The following is a 19513-nucleotide window of genomic DNA, read 5'->3' as shown; positions in this document are numbered from 1 at the left end:
GATAAAGGCCTGTGTATCCCTCAGGCTCAGTGCTTCAACTTTCGATTCCCATCCTAGGAGGCAATAATCTCATGAAAATATTTTGTTTAGGCGGCGCAGGCAACATTTGCAGAGAAGCGGTACTGGATCTCGTGCAGCATTCCGATTTCAAACAGATCACAATCGGCGATTTTAACGAAGAAGAAGGGCACAAAGTGGTTGCATGGCTGGATGATCCGCGGGTGGATTTCGTTCAAGTGAATGTGAGGAACCATGAGGACACTGTGGCCCGGATGCGCGGGTATGACATTGTGATGGACGGAACGACAATTACGCTAAACGGTCTGTCGACTGCCGCCATTGCGGAAGCCGGATGTCACGGCATTAACCTGAACGGGTTTGGTGAAGAGGATGCTTCGCACGATACGTTCCTGCGCAACGGACGCACCTGCCTGCCGGGATTCGGCATGACGCCAGGATTAACGCAGATGATGGCGATGCATGCGGCGAATCAGTTGGATGAAGTGGATGAAGTGCGCGTGAGTCACGGTTCTTACCGTCCAATCGCTTTTTCGAAGTCCATAACCGAAACAACTACTTATGAATATGATCCGGCGCTTCCGGGCCGCGTCGTGTATGAGAACGGCGAGTTCATCCAAGTGCCGCCTTTTGCCCGGCCTCGGGAGATTGCCTTACCGCAGCCTTACGGAACCGCGACACAATACATTATCCCTCATGCGGAGACGAAGACGCTTGCCAAAGCGCTTGCCTCCAAGAATGTGAAACTGATTGAAGTGCGCGGAACTTGGCCGCCGCAGAATATGGCGCTGGTGAAGGCGTTATACGACTACGGTTTCCTGCGCAATGATTCCATCCGGATCAATGGCGCCGAAGCAGGCATTATGGATTGCATCTCGCAATATCTTTACAATTCCAAGGAAGGTAAGGAAACGGAATTGTACGGATACGCCTTGCATATTGAAGTAACGGGAACCAAAGACGGCAAACGGGTGCAAAATATCTTAACCCATACCCATCCGCCATCGGACGGTTCGGTGGAAGGCTGGGAGAAGCTTCGCGCTTATACCCGCAATGTGGGCATTCCGATGGCGATTGCCGCGGAACTCATAGCCAAGGGGCTTGTGCGTCAGACGGGCGTGGTTACGCCGGAGGAAGCTTTTGAGGATCCGCAGGTGATTTTTGACGCGCTGAAAAAAAGGAATATCTTCGTTCATGAGGAAATGAAAGAAATAGGCCAATTGTCTTACACCTAACTTATTCGCATACATTAAAGGGGGCGGCTCCCGATGTCACTAGTGGGGGAAGAAAGAAAAGGCATTATACTCGACCTCATCAACAACGCAGGCAAAGTGCGGACGAATGATCTGGTGGACCGGTTGCAAGTTTCTTCGGAGACGATCCGTCGATATTTGGAAGAACTGGAAGAAGAGAATCGATTGAAGCGGGTTTATGGCGGTGCCGTGAAGATGACACTGGAGCGCGAAGAACTGCCCCATCTGAAGCGTGAAGTGCTTCGCGCCGATGAGAAGAAGCGGATTGGCCGGGTGGCCGCCGGGTTGGTTCAGGATCATGATGTCATCGTTATTGACGACGGATCGACCTCGCTGCAGATGATTCCCTATCTCATTTACAAAAAAAATCTGACGATCATCACCAACTCCATTCCCGGCTTAAATCTGTTAATCGATTATCAGAACAAGGAGATTTTCGCGGGAGATATCTTCTTCGTTGGCGGCCGAGTGGATTCCAGGCATTACCGGATTTCCGGCTCGATCGCAGAGCAAATCATGCAGAACTTCTATGTAAACAAAGCGTTTATTTCCATTGACGGGATGCTGCCGGTTCAGGGAATTACGAGCTATGACGCCGATCGCGCGATGCTGGCACGAAAATTTATGCAGAACAGCAAGGAAAGCATTGTGCTTACGGACAGTTCCAAGATTGGCAACAGCACCCTGTACAAAATTGCGGATCTGAACGAAATCGACAGAATTATTTGCGAACAACCGGTTCCCCGGGAATGGGCGGATCTGATGAACAAGCATGACCTGGAATGGATTGCAGCGGATTAAGATATACAAGGAAAACTCATACTTCAATGCAATACAAAGAAAGGACGCCGTCGGCGTCCTTTCTTCATATTGTATTGGGACTCAAACCGTGATAGCGCAGAGAACATACTCGGTTGCGTCCGCTTTTTTTGGCCAAATACAATGCCTCATCCGCTTCCTTATACACCATCTCCGGCTGAAACACCGTATCTTTGTAGGTCGATACGCCAACCGACACCGTCACATGAATCTGTTCTCCGGTGAGCTCGATTTTGAAGATATGGTTTTCTACCGCTTTGCGAATGCGTTCCCCCACTTCAATGGCTTGTACGTGAGGACAATCAGGCAACAGCACTGTGAATTCCTCGCCGCCGTTTCTGGAAATCGTGTCAAAAGGGCGGGCGACGCCCGGTAACAAATGTCCCAGCTGGTGCAGAACTTCATCCCCGGTAATATGACCGAAATTATCGTTGATTTTTTTGAAATAATCGATGTCGAGCAATAATAATGAAAGCTTCTCGCCTCTGCGTTCAGCCCAGTTAATGGAGCTGTTAAACATGTCGTCGAACATCCGCACATTGTTGAGCCCCGTGAGAAAATCCCGGGTAGCATGCTCGCGGAAACGCTCGATGGCCATGTGCGATTGATACAAAAATCTTACCAGGTAATAGGACATAAACGCGCTGCCTGCCACCGCCGCAACATAGGGCCCGAAAAAGCTCAATACTTTAGGTACATTCTGTGTAGCCAGACTAAGTGAGATAAATCCGGTTACGGCCCAAGTCAGCATGAGATAAAAAAACTTAAGCCAATCATGCGCGCGCAGTTTAGCCAGACGGGTTCCGATGAGCATAAGAAGAAAGATGTGTATCACGGCGATGACGGCAGCCGAATTCATATCGAAGAGCGCCAGCCTGCCAAGGGAAATCAGGAAGCAGCCGATAAATCCGGATACGATCCCGCCGTGTAACGCTATAATAGCAATCGGTATGATTCGCATGTCCACGAATACACCTTCCTGAATTTGAATCGTATTCTGCATGAGCACATTCCCAAGCACGCCGGCCATAACGCCCGCAATGATTTTTTTGTGCAGGGATGAGAGTTTTTCTACAGGTTTCCAGTGAAATAACTGAGAGCTGAGAAACATCAGGGAAATGAGGATGGAGAAGTTGGTAAATAGGTCTTTCATCATAGTTGTAACCTCCCTTTAAGGTCTTAAGACCAACCTATTCGACATTCTTCGGGAGATTTCCTTTTTCTGACTGTGCAAAATGAAAAACCGGAACGGCAATCGTCCCGGCTGCAACAAATACATTTATCTTCTTATTCGGTGAGGTTCTTTATCGAGCAGCAGCTTTCGGCAAAGCCCTGCGAGCGTTTGCATGGTCTCCTGAAGCTTCCATACTTGTGTGCCCAGCATGCGGACTAGCAAACCTTGTTCAGCGGTTAAGCTTGCGCCGATCAACAAACCTTCCGCGGGGAAATGGGCTCTAAGCTCACGAAGGATTTCCTCATTAACGCCAGGAGCGAAGATCCATAGCGCCCCTGCGTGCGTGTAATGCTCCAACGCGCCCAGGGTGCGGAATCGGTGGTCTCGCGGTTTCAGATGAAAATGATCCCAAGCGATTAACTTCCCGTCGCGGTAAGCTTCCATATGACTGTCCAGGCGCTCATAAAGAAATTGTTCCCCGTGATGGATACGGCCGGGGGTCACAATATCCCCGTACATCACGACCGCATCCTCGCTTAGGTGAAAGACGGTATCGGAGCGGAACTTGCTGTCCGCATAGGGGATGAGCGGCTCAGGAAAGTATTCAAGCATGGATCCTCGTTCTAGCGTGAACGTCTGCACCATTGCAGACGATTCCTTGGGCGTCGGGTGCACCTTCGTATAGGACTGGTTCGTCAGGTATACTTGCGTGCCTTCGCCCAAGTGCATCTGAATTTCGTAGCGGTCCCCGTCGAGAATGCCCGGTGACGCATCCATCATATAGACCAAGAGCTCTCCTCCGGGGGAGAGCTCGAACGTCTTGGAAATCTTCAGCGGCGCTTGATGAAAGCGCTCGGTCAGCACGGTCTTGCCGCCGCGGAGCGTGAACCGGCCGCGGAGCAAAGCGTGTCTACCCGTGCTGGTGGGAGGTTGCTTTATGCTCATGACTTGGAGATGCGTCCAACTGGTGTTCGATCCAGTGCAGAATCGTGTCCAGTCCTTCGCCTGACATCAGGTTCGAGAATACATACGGCCGGTTACCCCGCATGCGCTCCGTGTCGTTCTTCATCACTTCCAGGGAAGCCCCGACATGCGGAGCCAGGTCAATCTTGTTGATGATCAGCAGGTCGGAACGCATAATGCCGGGACCGCCTTTGCGGGGAATCTTCTCGCCCTGAGCTACGTCGATAATGTAGATGAAACGATCAACCAGCTCCGGGGAGAATGCCGCCGCAAGGTTATCGCCGCCGCTCTCGATGAAGATGATTTGCAGATCATCAATACGGGATTCCAATTCTTCCACGGCTTCAAAGTTCATGGAAGCATCCTCGCGAATCGCCGTATGCGGACATCCGCCGGTTTCAACGCCGATAATGCGCTCTGTTGGCAGCGCCGCCGCGCGAATTAAAATCTCGGCATCTTCCTTAGTATAGATATCGTTCGTGATCACACCGATGCTGTAGTGATCACGCATACGCTTGCTTAAATTTTCAACCAACGCGGTCTTGCCTGAACCGACAGGACCCCCGATACCAATTCGGATGGGACGGTCATGAGTAACGGTCGGAGAGACCCATTGTTCGTGTGAATGATTGGCGCCTTGGCACATTGTAAATTCCTCCTGATCATGTAATGTGAGTGGGTACGGCTTGCAATTAGGACATGAATAACCGGGAATACAGCGTCTCATGATTCATGGAATGAATTTCATGAGCAAGGGAGAAGGAATGCAGATGGTCTACAGGTTCTTTGCAGGCCGCTTCCCATTCGGAATCAATGACGGATATCAGTTTCTGAATAAGCACCTGGCCGTCGGTCTGTCCGATGGACATTAACCGTAAAGCGCTGTTAACCATGGTTACAACACTGGAGTATAAATAGCCTTTAACCGCTTCATCCGCGTCTACTTCCAGATGATAAGAAATCCAGGCATGGATGGTGGGCAGGCTGCCGTAGCCGCCGTATTGAGCGAACGACTTCTCCAGCGGCTTGAAGTCCATCCATGGGTACAGGGTGCGGGCGAGCTTCAACAGACGCTTGCCCATCTTATGCATGCCCTCCCTGGACTCCCGGGGGGTGCGCTGAATGTGGATGATTTTATCCAGAAGACACAGCTTCCACAGATCATCCTGAACGATTGCGGTATAAATTCCTTTCATCACCATCCCGTCCAGACGGACCAGATTGCTGTGAATCTGGGATCGGATGAATTCCTCTAGTTGTTGCATATTCTGAATTTGACCATTCTGAACATAGGTTTCCAGCCCGAATGAGTGCGAGAAACCTCCGATGGGAAGGGCCGAATCCAATAACTGAACATACGATAACAATCTTGAGCCGCTGTGCATTTGGAACTCCTCCTTCGGATGACACGGATCAGAATAAATAATAACGCTGAGCCATGGGCAGGACTTCAGCAGGTTCGCATGTAACGGGTTCTCCGTCCACACGGACTTCGTACGTCTCCGGGTTCACCTCAATGGTAGGGGTCCCGTTGTTATGAATCATGTCTTTCTTCCCGACAGACCGGCAGCCTTTAACATACTCAATGCGCTTCTGGAGGCCCAATTCTTCATGGACTCCGTTGTCGTATGCATACTTGGAAATGAACGTAATGGAGGTGCGCTGTACCGCCTTCCCGAAAGCTCCGAACATGGGGCGGCCGTAAACCGGTTGTGGTGTGGGAATCGACGCATTGGGATCGCCCATCTGCGCATAGGCAATCATACCGCCTTTAAGAATAATTTCCGGTTTCACACCGAAAAATGCCGGTTGCCAGATAACAAGATCGGCCCACTTGCCTTGTTCCACGGAACCTACGATGTGGGAAATTCCGTGCGCGATCGCCGGATTGATCGTATATTTGGCCACGTAGCGCTTGATTCTGAAATTGTCATGCTCCGGCAAATTCGTCATTTCGTCAGACTCCGTCAGAACGCCCCGCTGCTTTCGCATCTTGTCCGCCGTTTGCCATGTCCGCGTAATGACTTCGCCAACACGCCCCATGGCCTGTGAATCCGAAGATATGATACTGAATACGCCCAGATCATGGAGGATGTCTTCGGCTGCGATTGTTTCCGGTCGAATCCGTGAATCTGCGAATGCTACATCCTCAGGGATGGTGCTGTCCAAGTGATGACAGACCATCAACATATCGAGATGCTCTTCAATCGTATTTACAGTGAAGGGACGCGTGGGATTCGTGGATGACGGAATTACGTTAGGCTCGGCCGCCACCTTAATAATGTCGGGGGCATGACCTCCGCCCGCGCCTTCGGTATGGTACGTATGAATGGTGCGGCCTTTAATGGCGGCGAGCGTATCCTCCACGAAACCGGCTTCGTTCAACGTATCGGTATGAATGGCTACCTGTACGTCGTACTGCTCCGCCACCGTCAGACACATGTCGATTGATGCAGGTGTCGTACCCCAGTCTTCATGGAGCTTCAGGCCGATGGCTCCGGCTTCAAGCTGTTCCGCAAGCGGCTCCGGGAAGGAACTGTTGCCTTTGCCGAGAAATCCGATATTCATTGGAAAAGCTTCAACGGATTCCAACATCCGGTGTAAATTCCACGCTCCAGGCGTGCAGGTTGTCGCATTCGTTCCCGTCGCTGGACCGGTTCCGCCGCCGATCATCGTAGTCACGCCTGAAGCAAGGGCAGTTTCAATCTGTTGGGGACAGATGAAGTGGATATGTGAATCAACTCCGCCTGCGGTTACAATGCGGCCTTCCCCGGCGATAACCTCTGTACAAGCGCCAATGATCAGATTCGGATGAACCCCGTCCATCGTGTCCGGATTGCCGGCTTTGCCGATGCCCGCGATCCGGCCGTCACGGATGCCGATATCGGCTTTCACAATGCCCCAATGATCAATAATTACCGCATTGGTAATGACCAGATCCAGGGCGCCGTCCTTGCGGGTGGCGCGTGAAGATTGCCCCATCCCGTCCCGGATCACCTTGCCTCCGCCAAATTTGCATTCATCCCCGTATATGGTGTAATCCTGTTCAATCTCCGCCCACAGTTCCGTATCCGCCAATCGTACCGCGTCGCCGGTCGTAGGACCGAAGATGGAAGCATACTGGGCTCGCGACATCTCAGCCAAGGGTCTCGCCTCCCAGCCATTTCTTCAGGCGGGCCTGAATGTCTTCGGATTGCGCAAGTTCAGGCTGGGCTGAACCGCCGGTTAAGTTATTAAGCCCGAACACTTCCTTAGTCCCGCCCAGACTTACCAATGTAATATGCTTCTCTTCCCCGGGTTCAAAGCGGACCGCGGTGCCTGAAGGGATATCCAGACGCATGCCAAAGGCTGCGGAACGTTCGAAACTTAACGCCCGGTTTACTTCATAAAAGTGAAAGTGCGATCCAACCTGTACAGGACGGTCGCCCTGATTGCAGACTAATATGGAAACATAGGAACGCCCCGCATTGATAAGCAATGTTCCCGTCGCGGTGCGGTATTCTCCTGGTATCATTCTGGAAGCCTCCTTATCGAATCGGTTCATGAACCGTGACTAATTTCGTGCCGTCCGGGAACGTAGCTTCAACCTGCACTTCCTGCATCATCTCCGCGATACCTTCCATAACATCTTCCCTGGCCAGAATCGTTCCGCCGTATTCCATAAGCTCGGCGACGGTCTTGCCGTCCCTGGCCCCTTCCATAATCTCGGAGACAATCAGCGCCATGGCTTCGGGATAGTTCAGCTTCAAGCCGCGCGCCTTGCGTTTGCGGGCCAGGTCCGCAGCAACGGTGATAAGCAGCTTTTCTTTCTCTCTCTCGGTAAAATGCATGTAAAGATTCTCCTTATCAGCACCATATATTGTCGTTGTAGACATTTTATCTGAGGTGAGCAGCGTTTGTAAACACATTTATGTAAGGTTTTATTACACTTATATTAAGATAAGGAGAGATAAAGACTTTTCGTAGGGCAAAAGTAACGAATTTATATTTTGATGTTAACTATATTGACATAATTTTTGTTAGGCACATATAATCTAAATACGAACGGATTGAATATTCTGACAATTCAATGTTCGGAAACAGACTAAATTAGAGAGTAGAGGGATGGGAGAATGAAGAACAAGGTGTGGAAAGGTACGGCTTCACTGCTATTGGCATTATGTTTGGGTCTTACAGGCTGCGGCAACGGAAACAACGAGGGAGCTAATGAGGCGAGCACGAACGCGACAGCGAATGCGTCGGCGGACGGTGAAAACGGCATCAAGGTCGGCGTCTTGCATTCCCTGAGCGGAACGATGGCGATCAGCGAGGTGTCGGTTAAAGAGGCGGAGATGATGGCGATCGATGAGATCAATGCGGCAGGCGGGGTGCTGGGTAAGAAGATTATCCCTGTCGTGGAAGACGGCGCGTCCGATTGGCCTACTTTTGCGGAGAAAGCCCGTAAGTTGATTCAAGAGGATAAGGTGGTTACCGTATTCGGCGGTTGGACCTCATCCAGCCGGAAGACAATGCTCCCAGTGTTTGAGGAATTGAACAGCTTGCTATGGTACCCGGTTCAGTATGAAGGATTGGAGTCCTCTCCAAACATCTTCTACACAGGCGCAACGACGAACCAACAGATCGTGCCCGCGGTTACATATTTGGCGAAGGATCTGGGTAAGAAGAAATTCTACCTGCTGGGTTCCGATTATGTATTCCCGCGTACAGCTAACAAAATTATTAAAGCGCAACTGGCTTCCGAGGGCGGAGAAATGGTTGGCGAAGAATATACCCCGTTGGGTCACACCGATTACAGTACGATTATAAGCAAAATTAAAGAAGCCAAACCGGATGTCGTGTTCAACACGCTCAACGGGGACAGCAACGTAGCCTTCTTCAAGCAGTTGAAAGACGCGGGCATTTCGTCCAAGGATCTGACGACCTTGTCCGTGAGTGTGGCGGAAGAAGAAATTCGGGCGATCGGCGCGGATGTGCTTGAAGGACATCTGACAGCATGGAACTACTATCAAACGACGGATACGCCGGAGAACAAAGCGTTTGTTGCCAACTACAAGAAAGCATACGGCGAGGACCGGGTAACCGCGGATCCGATTGAAGCCGGTTATACGGCGGTGTACTTATGGAAAGCGGCTGTTGAGAAAGCGGGTTCCACGGATGTGGACAAAGTGAAGGAAGCGGCCAAAGGGTTGGAGTGGACGGCGCCTGAAGGCAAAGTCACGATCGACGGCGAGAACCAACATATTTCTAAAGTGGTTCGGATCGGCGAAGTTCAGGCGGACGGACTCATTAAGGAAGTTTGGTCCACAGGAGATCCTGTGAAACCGGACCCGTACCTGAAAGGTTATGAGTGGGCTAAGGGCTTAAGCGAATAAATTATCATCACGGGGAAGGACAGAGGGAGCGAGAGAACGTTGATCTCCGGCTTCCTCTGCTTTTTTTTAAAATATCAGAAAGTATAAGTTTTTTGCTCATACCCTATTCTGATATTTCTTCGGAATGAAACGAACTATGCGCCTGTAAGGACGGCGCCAGCCGTTTCACCTTAACAGGATGGTTACAGGGAGGTTTAATGATGGATGTCATCTTGCTGCAAATTTTTAACGGATTAAGCGTCAGCTCGATTCTGCTGCTTATCGCTTTGGGCCTTGCAATTACATTCGGTTTGATGAAAGTCATTAATATGGCTCACGGTGAGCTGATTATGATCGGGGCTTACGCCACCTATGTCACACAGAATTTATTCATGGAATATATGCCCGCCTCATCATTCGGATGGTATTTCATTACGGCGATCCCGGTCAGTTTTATCGTCGCCTTCGTGTTCGGATTCGTGCTGGAAGGCGTTCTGATCCGTTTTCTCTACGGCAGACCGCTCGACAGCTTACTGGCTACCTGGGGAATCGGCATGATCCTGCAACAGCTGGCGCGGACGCTATTCGGAGCTCCGAATGTGGGCGTGAAAAGTCCCGAATGGCTGAACGGCGGATGGGCTGTAACGGAGGGTTTGGTCCTTCCTTACAAGCGGCTGTTTATTATCGGCTTGGTCGCCGTATGTCTGCTCTGTATGTTTGTCTATATATATCGCAGCCACACCGGACGAAGAATGCGCGCTGTTATGCAAAACCGGGAGATGGCGTCTTGTCTCGGGATCTCTACTCGCAGGGTAGACGCGATGACTTTCGCGGTTGGGTCCGGGATTGCCGGTATCGCGGGATGTGCGTTGACGTTGCTGGGTCCGATCGGTCCGGCCATTGGCACCTATTACATCATTGATGCATTCATGGTTGTTGTGCTGGGAGGCGTCGGGAAATTGGTGGGTACCGTTGCGGGAGCGTTGGGCATCGGGCTCACAAATACGTTGTTTGAATACTGGACTACCGCTTCCCTGGGGAAGGTGCTTGTGTTCTTGCTGATTGTGGCGTTTTTGCAATGGAGACCGATGGGGCTTGTGGCTGTTCGTTCACGTTCATTGGATTCATAGAGGGAGGAGGAAACAAGGATGTCCGTATTAAAGATGTCTTCGGTAACAAGAGTGAAATTGTTGGTCGGTTATGGCGCGGCAAGTGCTTTTCTGCTCTGCGCTCCTTTATTTTTGAATGACTTTAGATTAAATTTGCTTGCCAAATTTTTGGCTTTTGCCATCGTTGCGATCGGTTTGGATTTGTTGTGGGGGTATACGGGGATTTTGAGCTTGGGTCACGGTGTGTTTTTCGGAATAGGCGCCTATGCGATGGCCATGTATCTGAAGTTGGAAGCCAGCGGAGGCAAGTTGCCTGATTTCATGAACTGGAGCGGATTAACGCAGCTCCCTTGGTTCTGGAAGCCGTTCGAATATTTCTGGTTCGCTTTCCCTATGGGGATTTTGCTGCCCGCACTGCTCGCGTTAATGCTTGGGTTCTTTACGTTTCGGAACCGGATCCGCGGGGTGTATTTCACAATTCTCACACAGGCGTTGGTCATCATCACGGTTACTTTATTCGTAGGTCAGCAAGCCTACACCGGCGGTACGAACGGAGTCACGGGCTTTAAGACGCTGTTCGGCTTCTCGCTTGCTTCGCAAGACACGAAGAATGTGCTGTATTTCGTCACGGTGGCGTTTCTGGTTGTGACGTTCCTGCTATGCCAAGCCTTGGTGCGGAGCCGTTTCGGCAAGGTGTTGAAGGCGATCCGTGACGGTGAGAACCGTGTTCGGTTTATCGGATACAATCCGGCTGCTTATCAGATGGTCGCTTTCGGTATATCGGCAGGCTTGGCCGGGCTCGCGGGCATGTTATTCGTCCTGCATGTCGGCATTATCTCGCCTTCCATGATGGCCATTGTACCGTCCATCGAGATGGTGTTGTGGGTCGCTGTAGGCGGACGCGGAACCATTGCAGGCGCGGCCTTCGGCGCGGTGTTTATGAATACGGCCAAAAGCTTGTTCAGTGAAAACTATCCGGAGGTATGGCTGTATTTTGTCGGAGGGTTGTTCGTGGCGGTGGTCATCTTCCTGCCTAAAGGTATCCTGGGCCTGTTTCCTAAGGGTCCGGAGTTGTTAGCCGGCGGCGGGAAAAGCTCTTCCGGATTCCGACGGTCCGTGGCCGGTTGGGTGAGCGGCAGAAAACGGAAGGAGGAGAATGCATGAACGCGGTAACGGAGATCGAGAATGTAACTGGTAAAGCGGTGCCTGAGCCGAAGGTAATCTTATCCTGTGAAGACATCACGGTGGAGTTCGACGGGTTCAAGGCGGTACAGCGGATGAGTCTAAAGCTTCAGCAAGGGGAGCTGCGGTTTCTGATCGGTCCGAACGGAGCGGGGAAAACGACGATGCTGGATGTGATCTGCGGAAAGACGCGTCCTGCTAGCGGGCGGGTCCTGTTCCAAGGCGATATCGAGATTACGCGCAAAAAAGAACATCAAATCGCCGAGCTCGGCATCGGCCGCAAGTTTCAAGCTCCGTCCGTTTTCGCGGGACTGAGCGTAGCCGAGAATCTGGAGCTGGCCATGAAACAGAACCGTTCGGTATGGGCTACGATGCGCGCGGCGATGACCGGCGAGGATCAGGAGAGAATCGATCGGCAGCTCGATCGAATCGGACTTCGGGCCAAGACCGCCTGGCGGGCAGGAAGTTTGTCTCACGGGGAGAAACAATGGCTTGAGATCGGGATGATGCTCCTGCAGGAACCGTCCGTGTTGCTTCTCGATGAGCCTGTGGCCGGCATGACGGACAAGGAAACGGATTTGACGGGTGAGTTGCTGCGCGATATTGCCAATGAACATACCGTTGTAGTCGTGGAACATGATATGGAGTTCGTGCGGAATTTTGCCAGCAAAGTTACGGTCATGCACGAGGGACAGCTGCTCAAGGAAGGCACTATGGAAGAAGTGCAGCAGGATGACAGGGTGGCCGAGGTTTATTTGGGGAAAAGGCGGGATGCGCATGCTCACAGTTGAGAAACTGGAATCCGGATATGGAGAAAGTGTCATTCTGCGGGATGTGTCGCTGAAGGTTCAACCGGGTCAGGTGGTGTGCCTGATGGGGCGTAACGGGGTCGGGAAGACGACGTTGATGAAAAGCATTATGGGGTTGCTGAAGGCGCGTAAAGGAGCTGTATCCTATGGTGATCGGGAGCTTACCCGCCGCGCGCCGGGGGTGCGGGCTAAGCAGGGCATCGGCTATGTGCCGCAGGGGAGAGAGATTTTCGGTCAGCTTACCGTGTACGAGAACCTGCTGCTCGGCTTGGAAGCAGTGGCGGGAAAAACGCCGAGGGATATTCCCGCGGAAGCGATTGAGAAGTTTCCTGTGTTGCCGTCGATGTATGAACGCCGCGGCGGCGATTTAAGCGGCGGTCAGCAGCAGCAGCTTGCATTTGCCCGGGCGTTGGCTTCCCGGCCGGAGGTGCTGTTGCTCGACGAGCCGACCGAAGGCATTCAGCCTTCGATCGTGGAAGATATCCGCGATGTAATTCGCGGCATCAAGGCGGAAGGCCGCACGGGCGTGCTGCTGGTGGAGCAGAGCCTGGAGTTTGTGCGGAGCGTGGCGGACTACTTCTATGTGATGGAGAAGGGGACGATCGTGGCTGAAGGCCCGATCAGCGCGCTGAGTGATGAGATTGTGAAGAAACATATTACACTGTAAGGAACAGGGGGCAGTAGTTCAGCTCCATAGATAAAGGACTTCATTTCCATTTTTCTGTGGAGATTGAGGTCCTTTTGCTATTGGATTGATGAAAGATTGATTTAGAACATAATTCCCTCCCTGAGGCAATACATTATCTGGTACAATTTGGTTAAACACCCAAGGAGGATGATACGATGTTGCCGAGATCCACACCGGAAGCTCAAGGCATGACTTCCCGATCCATATTTGATCTGATCGAGGCTTTGCAAGATGTGGAGCTTCACAGTCTGATGATTGTCCGGCACGGGCAAGTGACGGCCGAGGGCTGGTGGTCGCCTTATCAAGCCGACTATCCGCATATGCTGTTTTCGCTAAGCAAAAGCTTCACTTCCACCGCCATCGGGTTCGCCGCAGCGGAAGGCCTGTTATCACTGGATGCGCCTGTAATCGGCTTTTTCCCCGATGAAATACCTGATGTTGTATCTCCGCATCTGAAAGCAATGAAAGTTCGCCATCTGCTAACAATGGCCACGGGTCATGAGGTGGAACCGACAGACCAGTTCTGGTTGGAGAAGGAAGTTCCGTGGGTACGTACATTTTTGGCATCGAATGTGGAGCACGCCCCTGGATCCCGCTTCGTATATAACAGCGCGGCAACATATATGCTGTCCGCGATACTTCATCGCGTTACGGGGGAGCACCTGTTGTCGTACCTGGAGCCGCGGCTGTTGAAGCCGCTGGGGATTAACAATGCTACATGGGAAAACTGTCCTGCCGGAATCGCCGTAGGCGGATGGGGAATGAGCATTACGACGGAGGATATCGCCAAGGTTGGACAGCTTTATCTGCAGAACGGACAATGGGAAGGCGCTCAGTTACTGCCGCAAGGTTGGGTGGAAGAAGCATCGGCGAAACACATTGCTAACGGTGAGGATGTAAACAACGATTGGAATCAAGGCTATGGCTATCAATTATGGCGTTGCCGTCATAACGCTTATCGCGCCGACGGCGCCTTCGGGCAATTCTGCGTTGTTGTTCCGGACCATGATTTGGTTGTAGTGACAACTTCAGGTTTGCAGGATATGAGCAAGGTGCTGAACGCCATATGGGAGAAGCTGCTTCCGGGAATAACGACGGATACATTGCCGCCGAATGAGGTAGACTTTACGGAATTAAACAACCGACTTCAGCTCTTGAAGCTGGAGCCGCCTCGACTAGTGCCGAATGCCTCTGCCGAGGAGTGGTGTAGCAATCGCGAGTATGTAATTACGCCGAATGAACGAGGCATTGAATCCATTGAATTTGGATTTGGAGAAGAAAGAGCAACACTAAACATTACAAATACATATGGGAAACAAAGGATCGCGTTAGGACGTGAAACGTGGGAAAGCAGCACCGCTAGGTTGTACCAAGATACGGATCAGCGAATCGAGGGAAGTTTCACTTGGCGCGACGAACTATCGTTGGTCTTTACAATCAGATACGTGGAAAAGCCCTGGGCTGAGACCTGCACATGTGAATTCGGCGAGGATGAAATTGTAATTTCGATTATGCCCAATGTGTCGTTTGGACCTCTCGAAGAGGTTCCGATAAGAGGGAAGGCGGTAAGCCGCCTTGTGTAAAAAAATAACGACACTTACTCCGTTAACCGGAATAGGTGTCGTTATTTTTTGCATAGTCAGCGTGAGCACCGCCTTACCAGTTCCGGCCCGCGCCGCCGCCGCCGGAACTTCCACCCCCGCCGCCGCGGAAACCGCCTCCGCCGCCCCAGCCGCCGCGTCCACCGCCACCGCCGCCGCCGCGAAACAGAAACAGCATAAAGAGTGTCCGCATAATACGGCCTTTAAAGAAGAAGGCGTCCAGAATGATCAGCCCGATAAAGCCGACCATTCCCCAACCCAGCGGGAAGCCGCCAGTGGCGGGAGCGGTACCCGTGTAGGGTTGCTCCGGTACGGGCGTGACCTGTACGCCATATTCCTGCCCCACACGAGCGCTGAGCGCCTGATAAGTTGTCACCATCGCCTGACCGGCTTGACCCTCGCGCAGATAAGGTACAGCGTAAGTATCGAGAATCTGCCCGGCCCTGCCATCGGTGATGGCTCCTTCGAGACCGTAACCAACCTCAATGCGAACTTCGCGCTCTTCCATAGCCAGCAACAGCAACACGCCGTTGTTCTTCTCTTTGTTCCCCAGCGCGTATTTGCGAAACGCCGCGTTGGCGTAATCTTCCGGCGCGTTCCCTTCAAGCGATTGGACCGTCAGCAATCCGATCTGCGCGCCTGTCTGATCCTCCAGGTTCCGTCCGATGGCGGTCAGAGTCTGCTTTTGCTCAGAAGACAATACGCCAGCGAAGTCCTGGATGTAAATATCCCCGACCGGGTCGGGGATTTGCGGAGCAGCCATGGCCGCACCAGCGAAACAGAGGGTTAATGCTAAAGTTAGAATGTACTTAACGGTAACTGTTCGGATCCGCTTCATTTCCATCAGCTCCCAAAGTCGACTTTAGGCACTTCGCGTTCCGCCTCGCTTACTTCGAAGTACTCCTTCTTCTCAAAACCTAGAATTCCCGCAATCAGGCTGCCCGGAAACCGGCGAATATCCTTGTTAAACACCGTCACTTCGTCATTGTAATCTTTGCGCGCCACAGCGAGTCGGTTTTCCGTTCCCGCAAGCTCATCGGACAATTGACGGAAGTTCTGATCGGACTTCAGATTCGGATAATTCTCCGTAATTACCAGCAATCGGCTCAGAGCACCCGATAGTTCGTTATTCGCATCCGCTGCTTCACCCGGGGTGCGAGCACCCGCCAGCTTGGCCCGGGCATCGGTTACCAGCTTAATGGCTTCCAACTCTTGCTTGGCGTACCCTTTGACCGTCTCCACCAAATTCGGAATCAAGTCGGCTCTGCGTTTCAGTTGGTTATCTACCTGCGCCCATTTGTTATTCACATTTTCCTCCGCGTTAACCAAGCTGTTGTATTTCGTCACAAACAATAAGCCCAATACAACAACAACGGCCAGAACGATCCATATCGCTTTATTTTTCATTAATAATACTCTCCTTTATTTTCCTCATAAATGTTGTTGTAGCCTATTACCTCGTGGGGAGGGAAGTCAAACAATCCGTTCTTGATTGGGAAAAATGATAAACTCTCTTACAGCATTGTTTGGCGAAAACACATGAAACTATACGCAAAACTATTTTGTGTGATAAAACCTGACATAAGTATTGACAGAAAAGTCCGACAACATTTAATATAAAGGAAATTATAAACACGAAATGTTATCTAACGTTACATAACTACATAGAGGTTCTTCTTCGATAAGAAGGGAATAACAATAGCAGTCTAGGGTTCCGTTGAGCGCTGAGTTAGCGTTCAAGCTGGTCCGAGAGGCGGCGTATGAACTATTGCGGTTCATATAACACGGAGGGACAAAAGCCTGGGAGATTTCTCCCCGGCTTTTCTTTATTCATAAACAGAAATAAGGGAGTGGTTGAGATGAGAAAGACGATTACATTCAGCCTTGCGGTAATGATCCTTATGGCGGCAATTCTCTCCGGTTGCAATTCGAAAAATACGGCGGGGGGCACTGATGAACCGATCAAGATTGCGCTCAGTCCGTGGCCGGGGTGGTTTTTCTGGTATCTGGTGGAAGAGAAGGGTTTCTTCGAGAAACATGATGTGAACGTGAAATTGGAATGGTTCCCCGTCTATAGCGACTCCTTACAAGCGCTGTCCACCGGGAAAGTGGATGCGAACAGTCAGACCCTCAGCGACACGTTAGCACCGGCTTCCAAAGGCATTGAACTATCTGCTGTTCTTGTGAATGACAATTCCAACGGGGGGGATGCGATTGTCTCTAAACCTGAGATCAAGACCATTGCCGACCTGAAAGGCAAGACTGTAGCGACTGAGCTCGGCACAGTTGACCATCTATTGCTGCTGACGGCGCTCGATCAGAACGGCATGAAGGAATCCGATATCAAATATGTGAATATGACCGTAAACGATGCCGGGCCTGCCTTTATCAGCGGGAATACGGATGCGTCGGTGCTCTGGGAGCCTTTCCAGACGAAAGCTGTGAAGGAAGGCAAGGGACAGGTGCTCTTCTCCTCCAAAGATACACCGGGACTTATTCCGGACTTGCTGGTTTTCCGTAAGGAAGTAACGGAGAAACGCGGAGAAGAGGTACAGAAAATCGTAGATGCCTGGTTTGATGCAATGGAATATTTCAAAGAGAACGAACAGGAGGCGATTGAGTTGATGGCCAAACGCGCCGAAACAACACCTGAAGATTTCAAGCTGGGGCTAGACAGCGTGAAGATGTTCTCTGTGGAAGATAACCTGAAAGCATTCGAGAAAACAGAGGACTACACATCATTAGAATATACAGGCAACAAAACCGCTGAATTCTTAAAATCCCTGGATATGATTAGTGACTTGCCGGAAGTGGATCAAATTCTGGAACCTAAATTCGTAAAAGACTTGGCAGAGAGGTGATGACGGATGGAGCGAGCGGAACTTAGACGAGACACAAGCGGAATGTCGGCGGAAATAAACATACCCAAGTCAACGATGAAGCGAAGGCCCCATTTCCAAATTTTCAAACCGCTCCCCCCACTTGCTTTCTTCGGATTTACAACAGCTTCTTTTGTTATTCTGTTGGCTCTATGGTCCTTGCTAAGCTATATGGAGTGGGTGAACCCGGTGTTTCTGCCTACCCCTTTAGCCGTGTTAACTCATTTGTTTGAGCAACTCGGCACACAAGCTTACTGGGGAGACATCGGCATCAGTATACTCCGTGTAAGCGCCGGGTTCACGCTTGCTTGTGTCATAGGCATACCCCTTGGCATACTGGCGGGGACGTTTAAGGCGGGCGAAGCCTTTATTGAACCGCCGATGGAGTTTATCCGCTACATGCCTGCGGTAGCCTTCATTCCGCTGATTATGGTTTGGGCGGGAATCGGCGAATGGGCGAAAATTCTTCTCATCTTCATCGGTTGCTTCTTTCAACTGGTATTAATGGTAGCCGACCTTACACGCCAAGTTTCGAAGGATTTGCTGCAAGCCTCCTTTACCCTTGGGGCCGGCAGGTGGAAGGCTGTTGAAACTGTGCTGATTCCTGCCATACGCCCGGGTTTAATGAACACGCTCCGGCTCATTCTCGGTTGGGCATGGACGTATTTAGTGGTTGCGGAGCTGGTTGCGGCAAGCAGCGGCTTAGGCTATGACATTATGAAGGCCCAGCGGTTTCTGAATACCGAGCAAATTTTTGTCGGCATCATTGTCATTGGTTTGCTTGGATTAATCAGCGACCGGATTTTTGCCTTCCTTAACAAGAGACTTTTCCCTTGGACCTAACAGAAAGCTGGAGGTGACCCCATGAATGATGCCGCAACTACCCTGCAAGCTAGTGAGCAACCGCAAATTCTGATAACTGGGCTGAGCAAAAGGTATGAAACCCGCAAAACTACCTTTGAAGCATTGAAGGGAATTGAACTGACCGTACCGAAACAACAATTTATCTCGATTCTGGGTCCTTCCGGTTGCGGCAAATCCACATTGCTGCGCATTCTTGCAGGACTTGAGGATGCATCGGACGGAGAAATCAGCGTAGAGGGCAACACCGTCTTGGGTCCGGGAGCCGACCGGGGGATGGTATTTCAGGGATACACGTTATTCCCGTGGCTTACGGTTCGCCAGAATATTGAATATGGACCGAAGCTTAAGGGACTTACAATTTTTGAACGACGCCGGATCTCCGACCACTATTTACGTATCATCCGGCTGGAGAAATTCGCGAACGCCTTCCCCAAAGAGCTTTCAGGCGGGATGAAGCAGCGGGTAGCCATCGCAAGGGCGTTGGCTAATAAACCCAAGGTGCTACTGATGGATGAACCATTCGGCGCGTTAGACGCCCAAACCAAGCTGGAGATGCAAGAGATGCTGCTGGACGTATGGGTGAAGGAAAAGACAACCGTTGTGTTCATCACCCATGATATTGACGAAGCGATTTTTCTATCGCAACGTGTTCTCGTGATGGGAGCGAATCCCGGACGGATCACCGGTGATTTTCAAGTGGCGTTGCCGGAGGGTCGTTCGCAGGATGTGAAGGAACTGTTCGAGTTTATCCAACTAAAAAAGAAACTGTCCTCGATGCTCAAGCATCATTAAAGGAAACTACA

20 protein-coding genes and 1 riboswitch are annotated in these 19513 nt (G+C 51.3%); of the genes, 11 read left to right on the top strand and 9 right to left on the bottom strand.

Annotated elements, in window-relative coordinates; genetic code table 11:
- Window positions 1-71 precede the first annotated feature (71 nt).
- Entirely contained in the window at window positions 72-1253 is a 1182-nt protein-coding gene (locus tag SY83_RS07995; protein WP_068605762.1) for a saccharopine dehydrogenase family protein, read from the top strand.
- A 33-nt stretch (window positions 1254-1286) separates the two neighbouring features.
- Window positions 1287-2072, top strand: coding sequence for a DeoR/GlpR family DNA-binding transcription regulator (locus tag SY83_RS07990; RefSeq protein WP_068605761.1), 786 nt, complete (start codon window positions 1287-1289; stop codon window positions 2070-2072).
- A 64-nt stretch (window positions 2073-2136) separates the two neighbouring features.
- On the opposite strand, the gene SY83_RS07985 is transcribed toward SY83_RS07990, so the two are convergent.
- From SY83_RS07985 to SY83_RS07955, 7 genes are all read right to left on the bottom strand, one after another.
- Window positions 2137-3246: a GGDEF domain-containing protein gene (locus SY83_RS07985; protein ID WP_068605760.1), complete on the bottom strand. Its 1110-nt coding sequence runs from the start codon at window positions 3244-3246 to the stop codon at window positions 2137-2139.
- A gap of 123 nt (window positions 3247-3369) precedes the next feature.
- On the bottom strand, window positions 3370-4209 hold the full coding sequence (locus SY83_RS07980; protein ID WP_082882391.1) for an urease accessory protein UreD: 840 nt from the start codon (window positions 4207-4209) through the stop codon (window positions 3370-3372).
- Entirely contained in the window at window positions 4175-4873 is a 699-nt protein-coding gene (ureG, locus tag SY83_RS07975) for an urease accessory protein UreG (protein ID WP_068605758.1), read from the bottom strand. The genes SY83_RS07980 and ureG overlap by 35 nt, the downstream gene beginning before the upstream one ends.
- Before the next feature lie 46 nt (window positions 4874-4919).
- Window positions 4920-5612 (bottom strand): urease accessory protein UreF, encoded by a 693-nt coding sequence (locus SY83_RS07970; RefSeq protein ID WP_068605757.1) that lies wholly within the window; start codon window positions 5610-5612, stop codon window positions 4920-4922.
- Between the two features lie 28 nt (window positions 5613-5640).
- The gene (gene ureC, locus SY83_RS07965; RefSeq protein ID WP_231891438.1) at window positions 5641-7362 is read right to left on the bottom strand and encodes an urease subunit alpha; all 1722 of its coding nucleotides are present in this window, start codon (window positions 7360-7362) and stop codon (window positions 5641-5643) included.
- Between the two features lies 1 nt (window position 7363).
- A complete protein-coding gene (gene ureB, locus SY83_RS07960; protein WP_068605755.1) occupies window positions 7364-7741 on the bottom strand; it encodes an urease subunit beta in 378 nt (125 codons plus the stop codon).
- Window positions 7742-7754: 13 nt separating this feature from the next.
- Window positions 7755-8057, bottom strand: a complete 303-nt coding sequence (locus SY83_RS07955) for an urease subunit gamma (protein WP_068605754.1) — start codon at window positions 8055-8057, stop codon at window positions 7755-7757.
- A gap of 282 nt (window positions 8058-8339) precedes the next feature.
- Between SY83_RS07955 and urtA the strand changes: the two genes are divergently transcribed.
- The 6 genes from urtA to SY83_RS07925 all read left to right on the top strand — a co-directional run bounded on the left by urtA (window position 8340) and on the right by SY83_RS07925 (window position 14949).
- Window positions 8340-9599, top strand: a complete 1260-nt coding sequence (gene urtA, locus SY83_RS07950; RefSeq protein WP_068605753.1) for an urea ABC transporter substrate-binding protein — start codon at window positions 8340-8342, stop codon at window positions 9597-9599.
- A gap of 200 nt (window positions 9600-9799) precedes the next feature.
- Window positions 9800-10708: an urea ABC transporter permease subunit UrtB gene (urtB, locus tag SY83_RS07945; RefSeq protein WP_068605752.1), complete on the top strand. Its 909-nt coding sequence runs from the start codon at window positions 9800-9802 to the stop codon at window positions 10706-10708.
- 33 nt (window positions 10709-10741) lie between these two features.
- On the top strand, window positions 10742-11851 hold the full coding sequence (gene urtC, locus SY83_RS07940) for an urea ABC transporter permease subunit UrtC (RefSeq protein WP_407944627.1): 1110 nt from the start codon (window positions 10742-10744) through the stop codon (window positions 11849-11851).
- Complete coding sequence (gene urtD, locus SY83_RS07935; RefSeq protein ID WP_068605750.1) at window positions 11848-12660, top strand: urea ABC transporter ATP-binding protein UrtD; 813 nt, start codon at window positions 11848-11850, stop codon at window positions 12658-12660. The genes urtC and urtD overlap by 4 nt, the downstream gene beginning before the upstream one ends.
- Window positions 12647-13345 (top strand): urea ABC transporter ATP-binding subunit UrtE, encoded by a 699-nt coding sequence (gene urtE, locus SY83_RS07930; RefSeq protein ID WP_068605749.1) that lies wholly within the window; start codon window positions 12647-12649, stop codon window positions 13343-13345. The genes urtD and urtE overlap by 14 nt, the downstream gene beginning before the upstream one ends.
- A gap of 176 nt (window positions 13346-13521) precedes the next feature.
- A complete protein-coding gene (locus tag SY83_RS07925) occupies window positions 13522-14949 on the top strand; it encodes a serine hydrolase domain-containing protein (protein WP_068605748.1) in 1428 nt (475 codons plus the stop codon).
- Between the two features lie 73 nt (window positions 14950-15022).
- On the opposite strand, the gene SY83_RS07920 is transcribed toward SY83_RS07925, so the two are convergent.
- Together SY83_RS07920 and SY83_RS07915 are read right to left on the bottom strand one after the other, a co-directional pair.
- Window positions 15023-15805: a TPM domain-containing protein gene (locus SY83_RS07920; protein WP_068605747.1), complete on the bottom strand. Its 783-nt coding sequence runs from the start codon at window positions 15803-15805 to the stop codon at window positions 15023-15025.
- Window positions 15806-15810: 5 nt separating this feature from the next.
- Window positions 15811-16374 (bottom strand): LemA family protein, encoded by a 564-nt coding sequence (locus SY83_RS07915; RefSeq protein WP_068605746.1) that lies wholly within the window; start codon window positions 16372-16374, stop codon window positions 15811-15813.
- A 288-nt stretch (window positions 16375-16662) separates the two neighbouring features.
- Window positions 16663-16776: riboswitch (guanidine-I (ykkC/yxkD leader) on the top strand.
- Between the two features lie 50 nt (window positions 16777-16826).
- Between SY83_RS07915 and SY83_RS07910 the strand changes: the two genes are divergently transcribed.
- The 3 genes from SY83_RS07910 (at window position 16827) to SY83_RS07900 (ending at window position 19502) form a co-directional block, all read left to right on the top strand.
- Complete coding sequence (locus SY83_RS07910; RefSeq protein ID WP_068605745.1) at window positions 16827-17828, top strand: ABC transporter substrate-binding protein; 1002 nt, start codon at window positions 16827-16829, stop codon at window positions 17826-17828.
- A gap of 75 nt (window positions 17829-17903) precedes the next feature.
- Window positions 17904-18689 (top strand): ABC transporter permease, encoded by a 786-nt coding sequence (locus tag SY83_RS07905; RefSeq protein ID WP_068610983.1) that lies wholly within the window; start codon window positions 17904-17906, stop codon window positions 18687-18689.
- A gap of 21 nt (window positions 18690-18710) precedes the next feature.
- Window positions 18711-19502, top strand: coding sequence for an ABC transporter ATP-binding protein (locus SY83_RS07900; RefSeq protein WP_068605744.1), 792 nt, complete (start codon window positions 18711-18713; stop codon window positions 19500-19502).
- Window positions 19503-19513 lie beyond the last annotated feature (11 nt).

The organism is Paenibacillus swuensis, assembly GCF_001644605.1.
Classification (GTDB): domain Bacteria; phylum Bacillota; class Bacilli; order Paenibacillales; family DY6; genus Paenibacillus_N; species Paenibacillus_N swuensis.
This window is presented reverse-complemented; position numbering and strand designations above follow the sequence as displayed.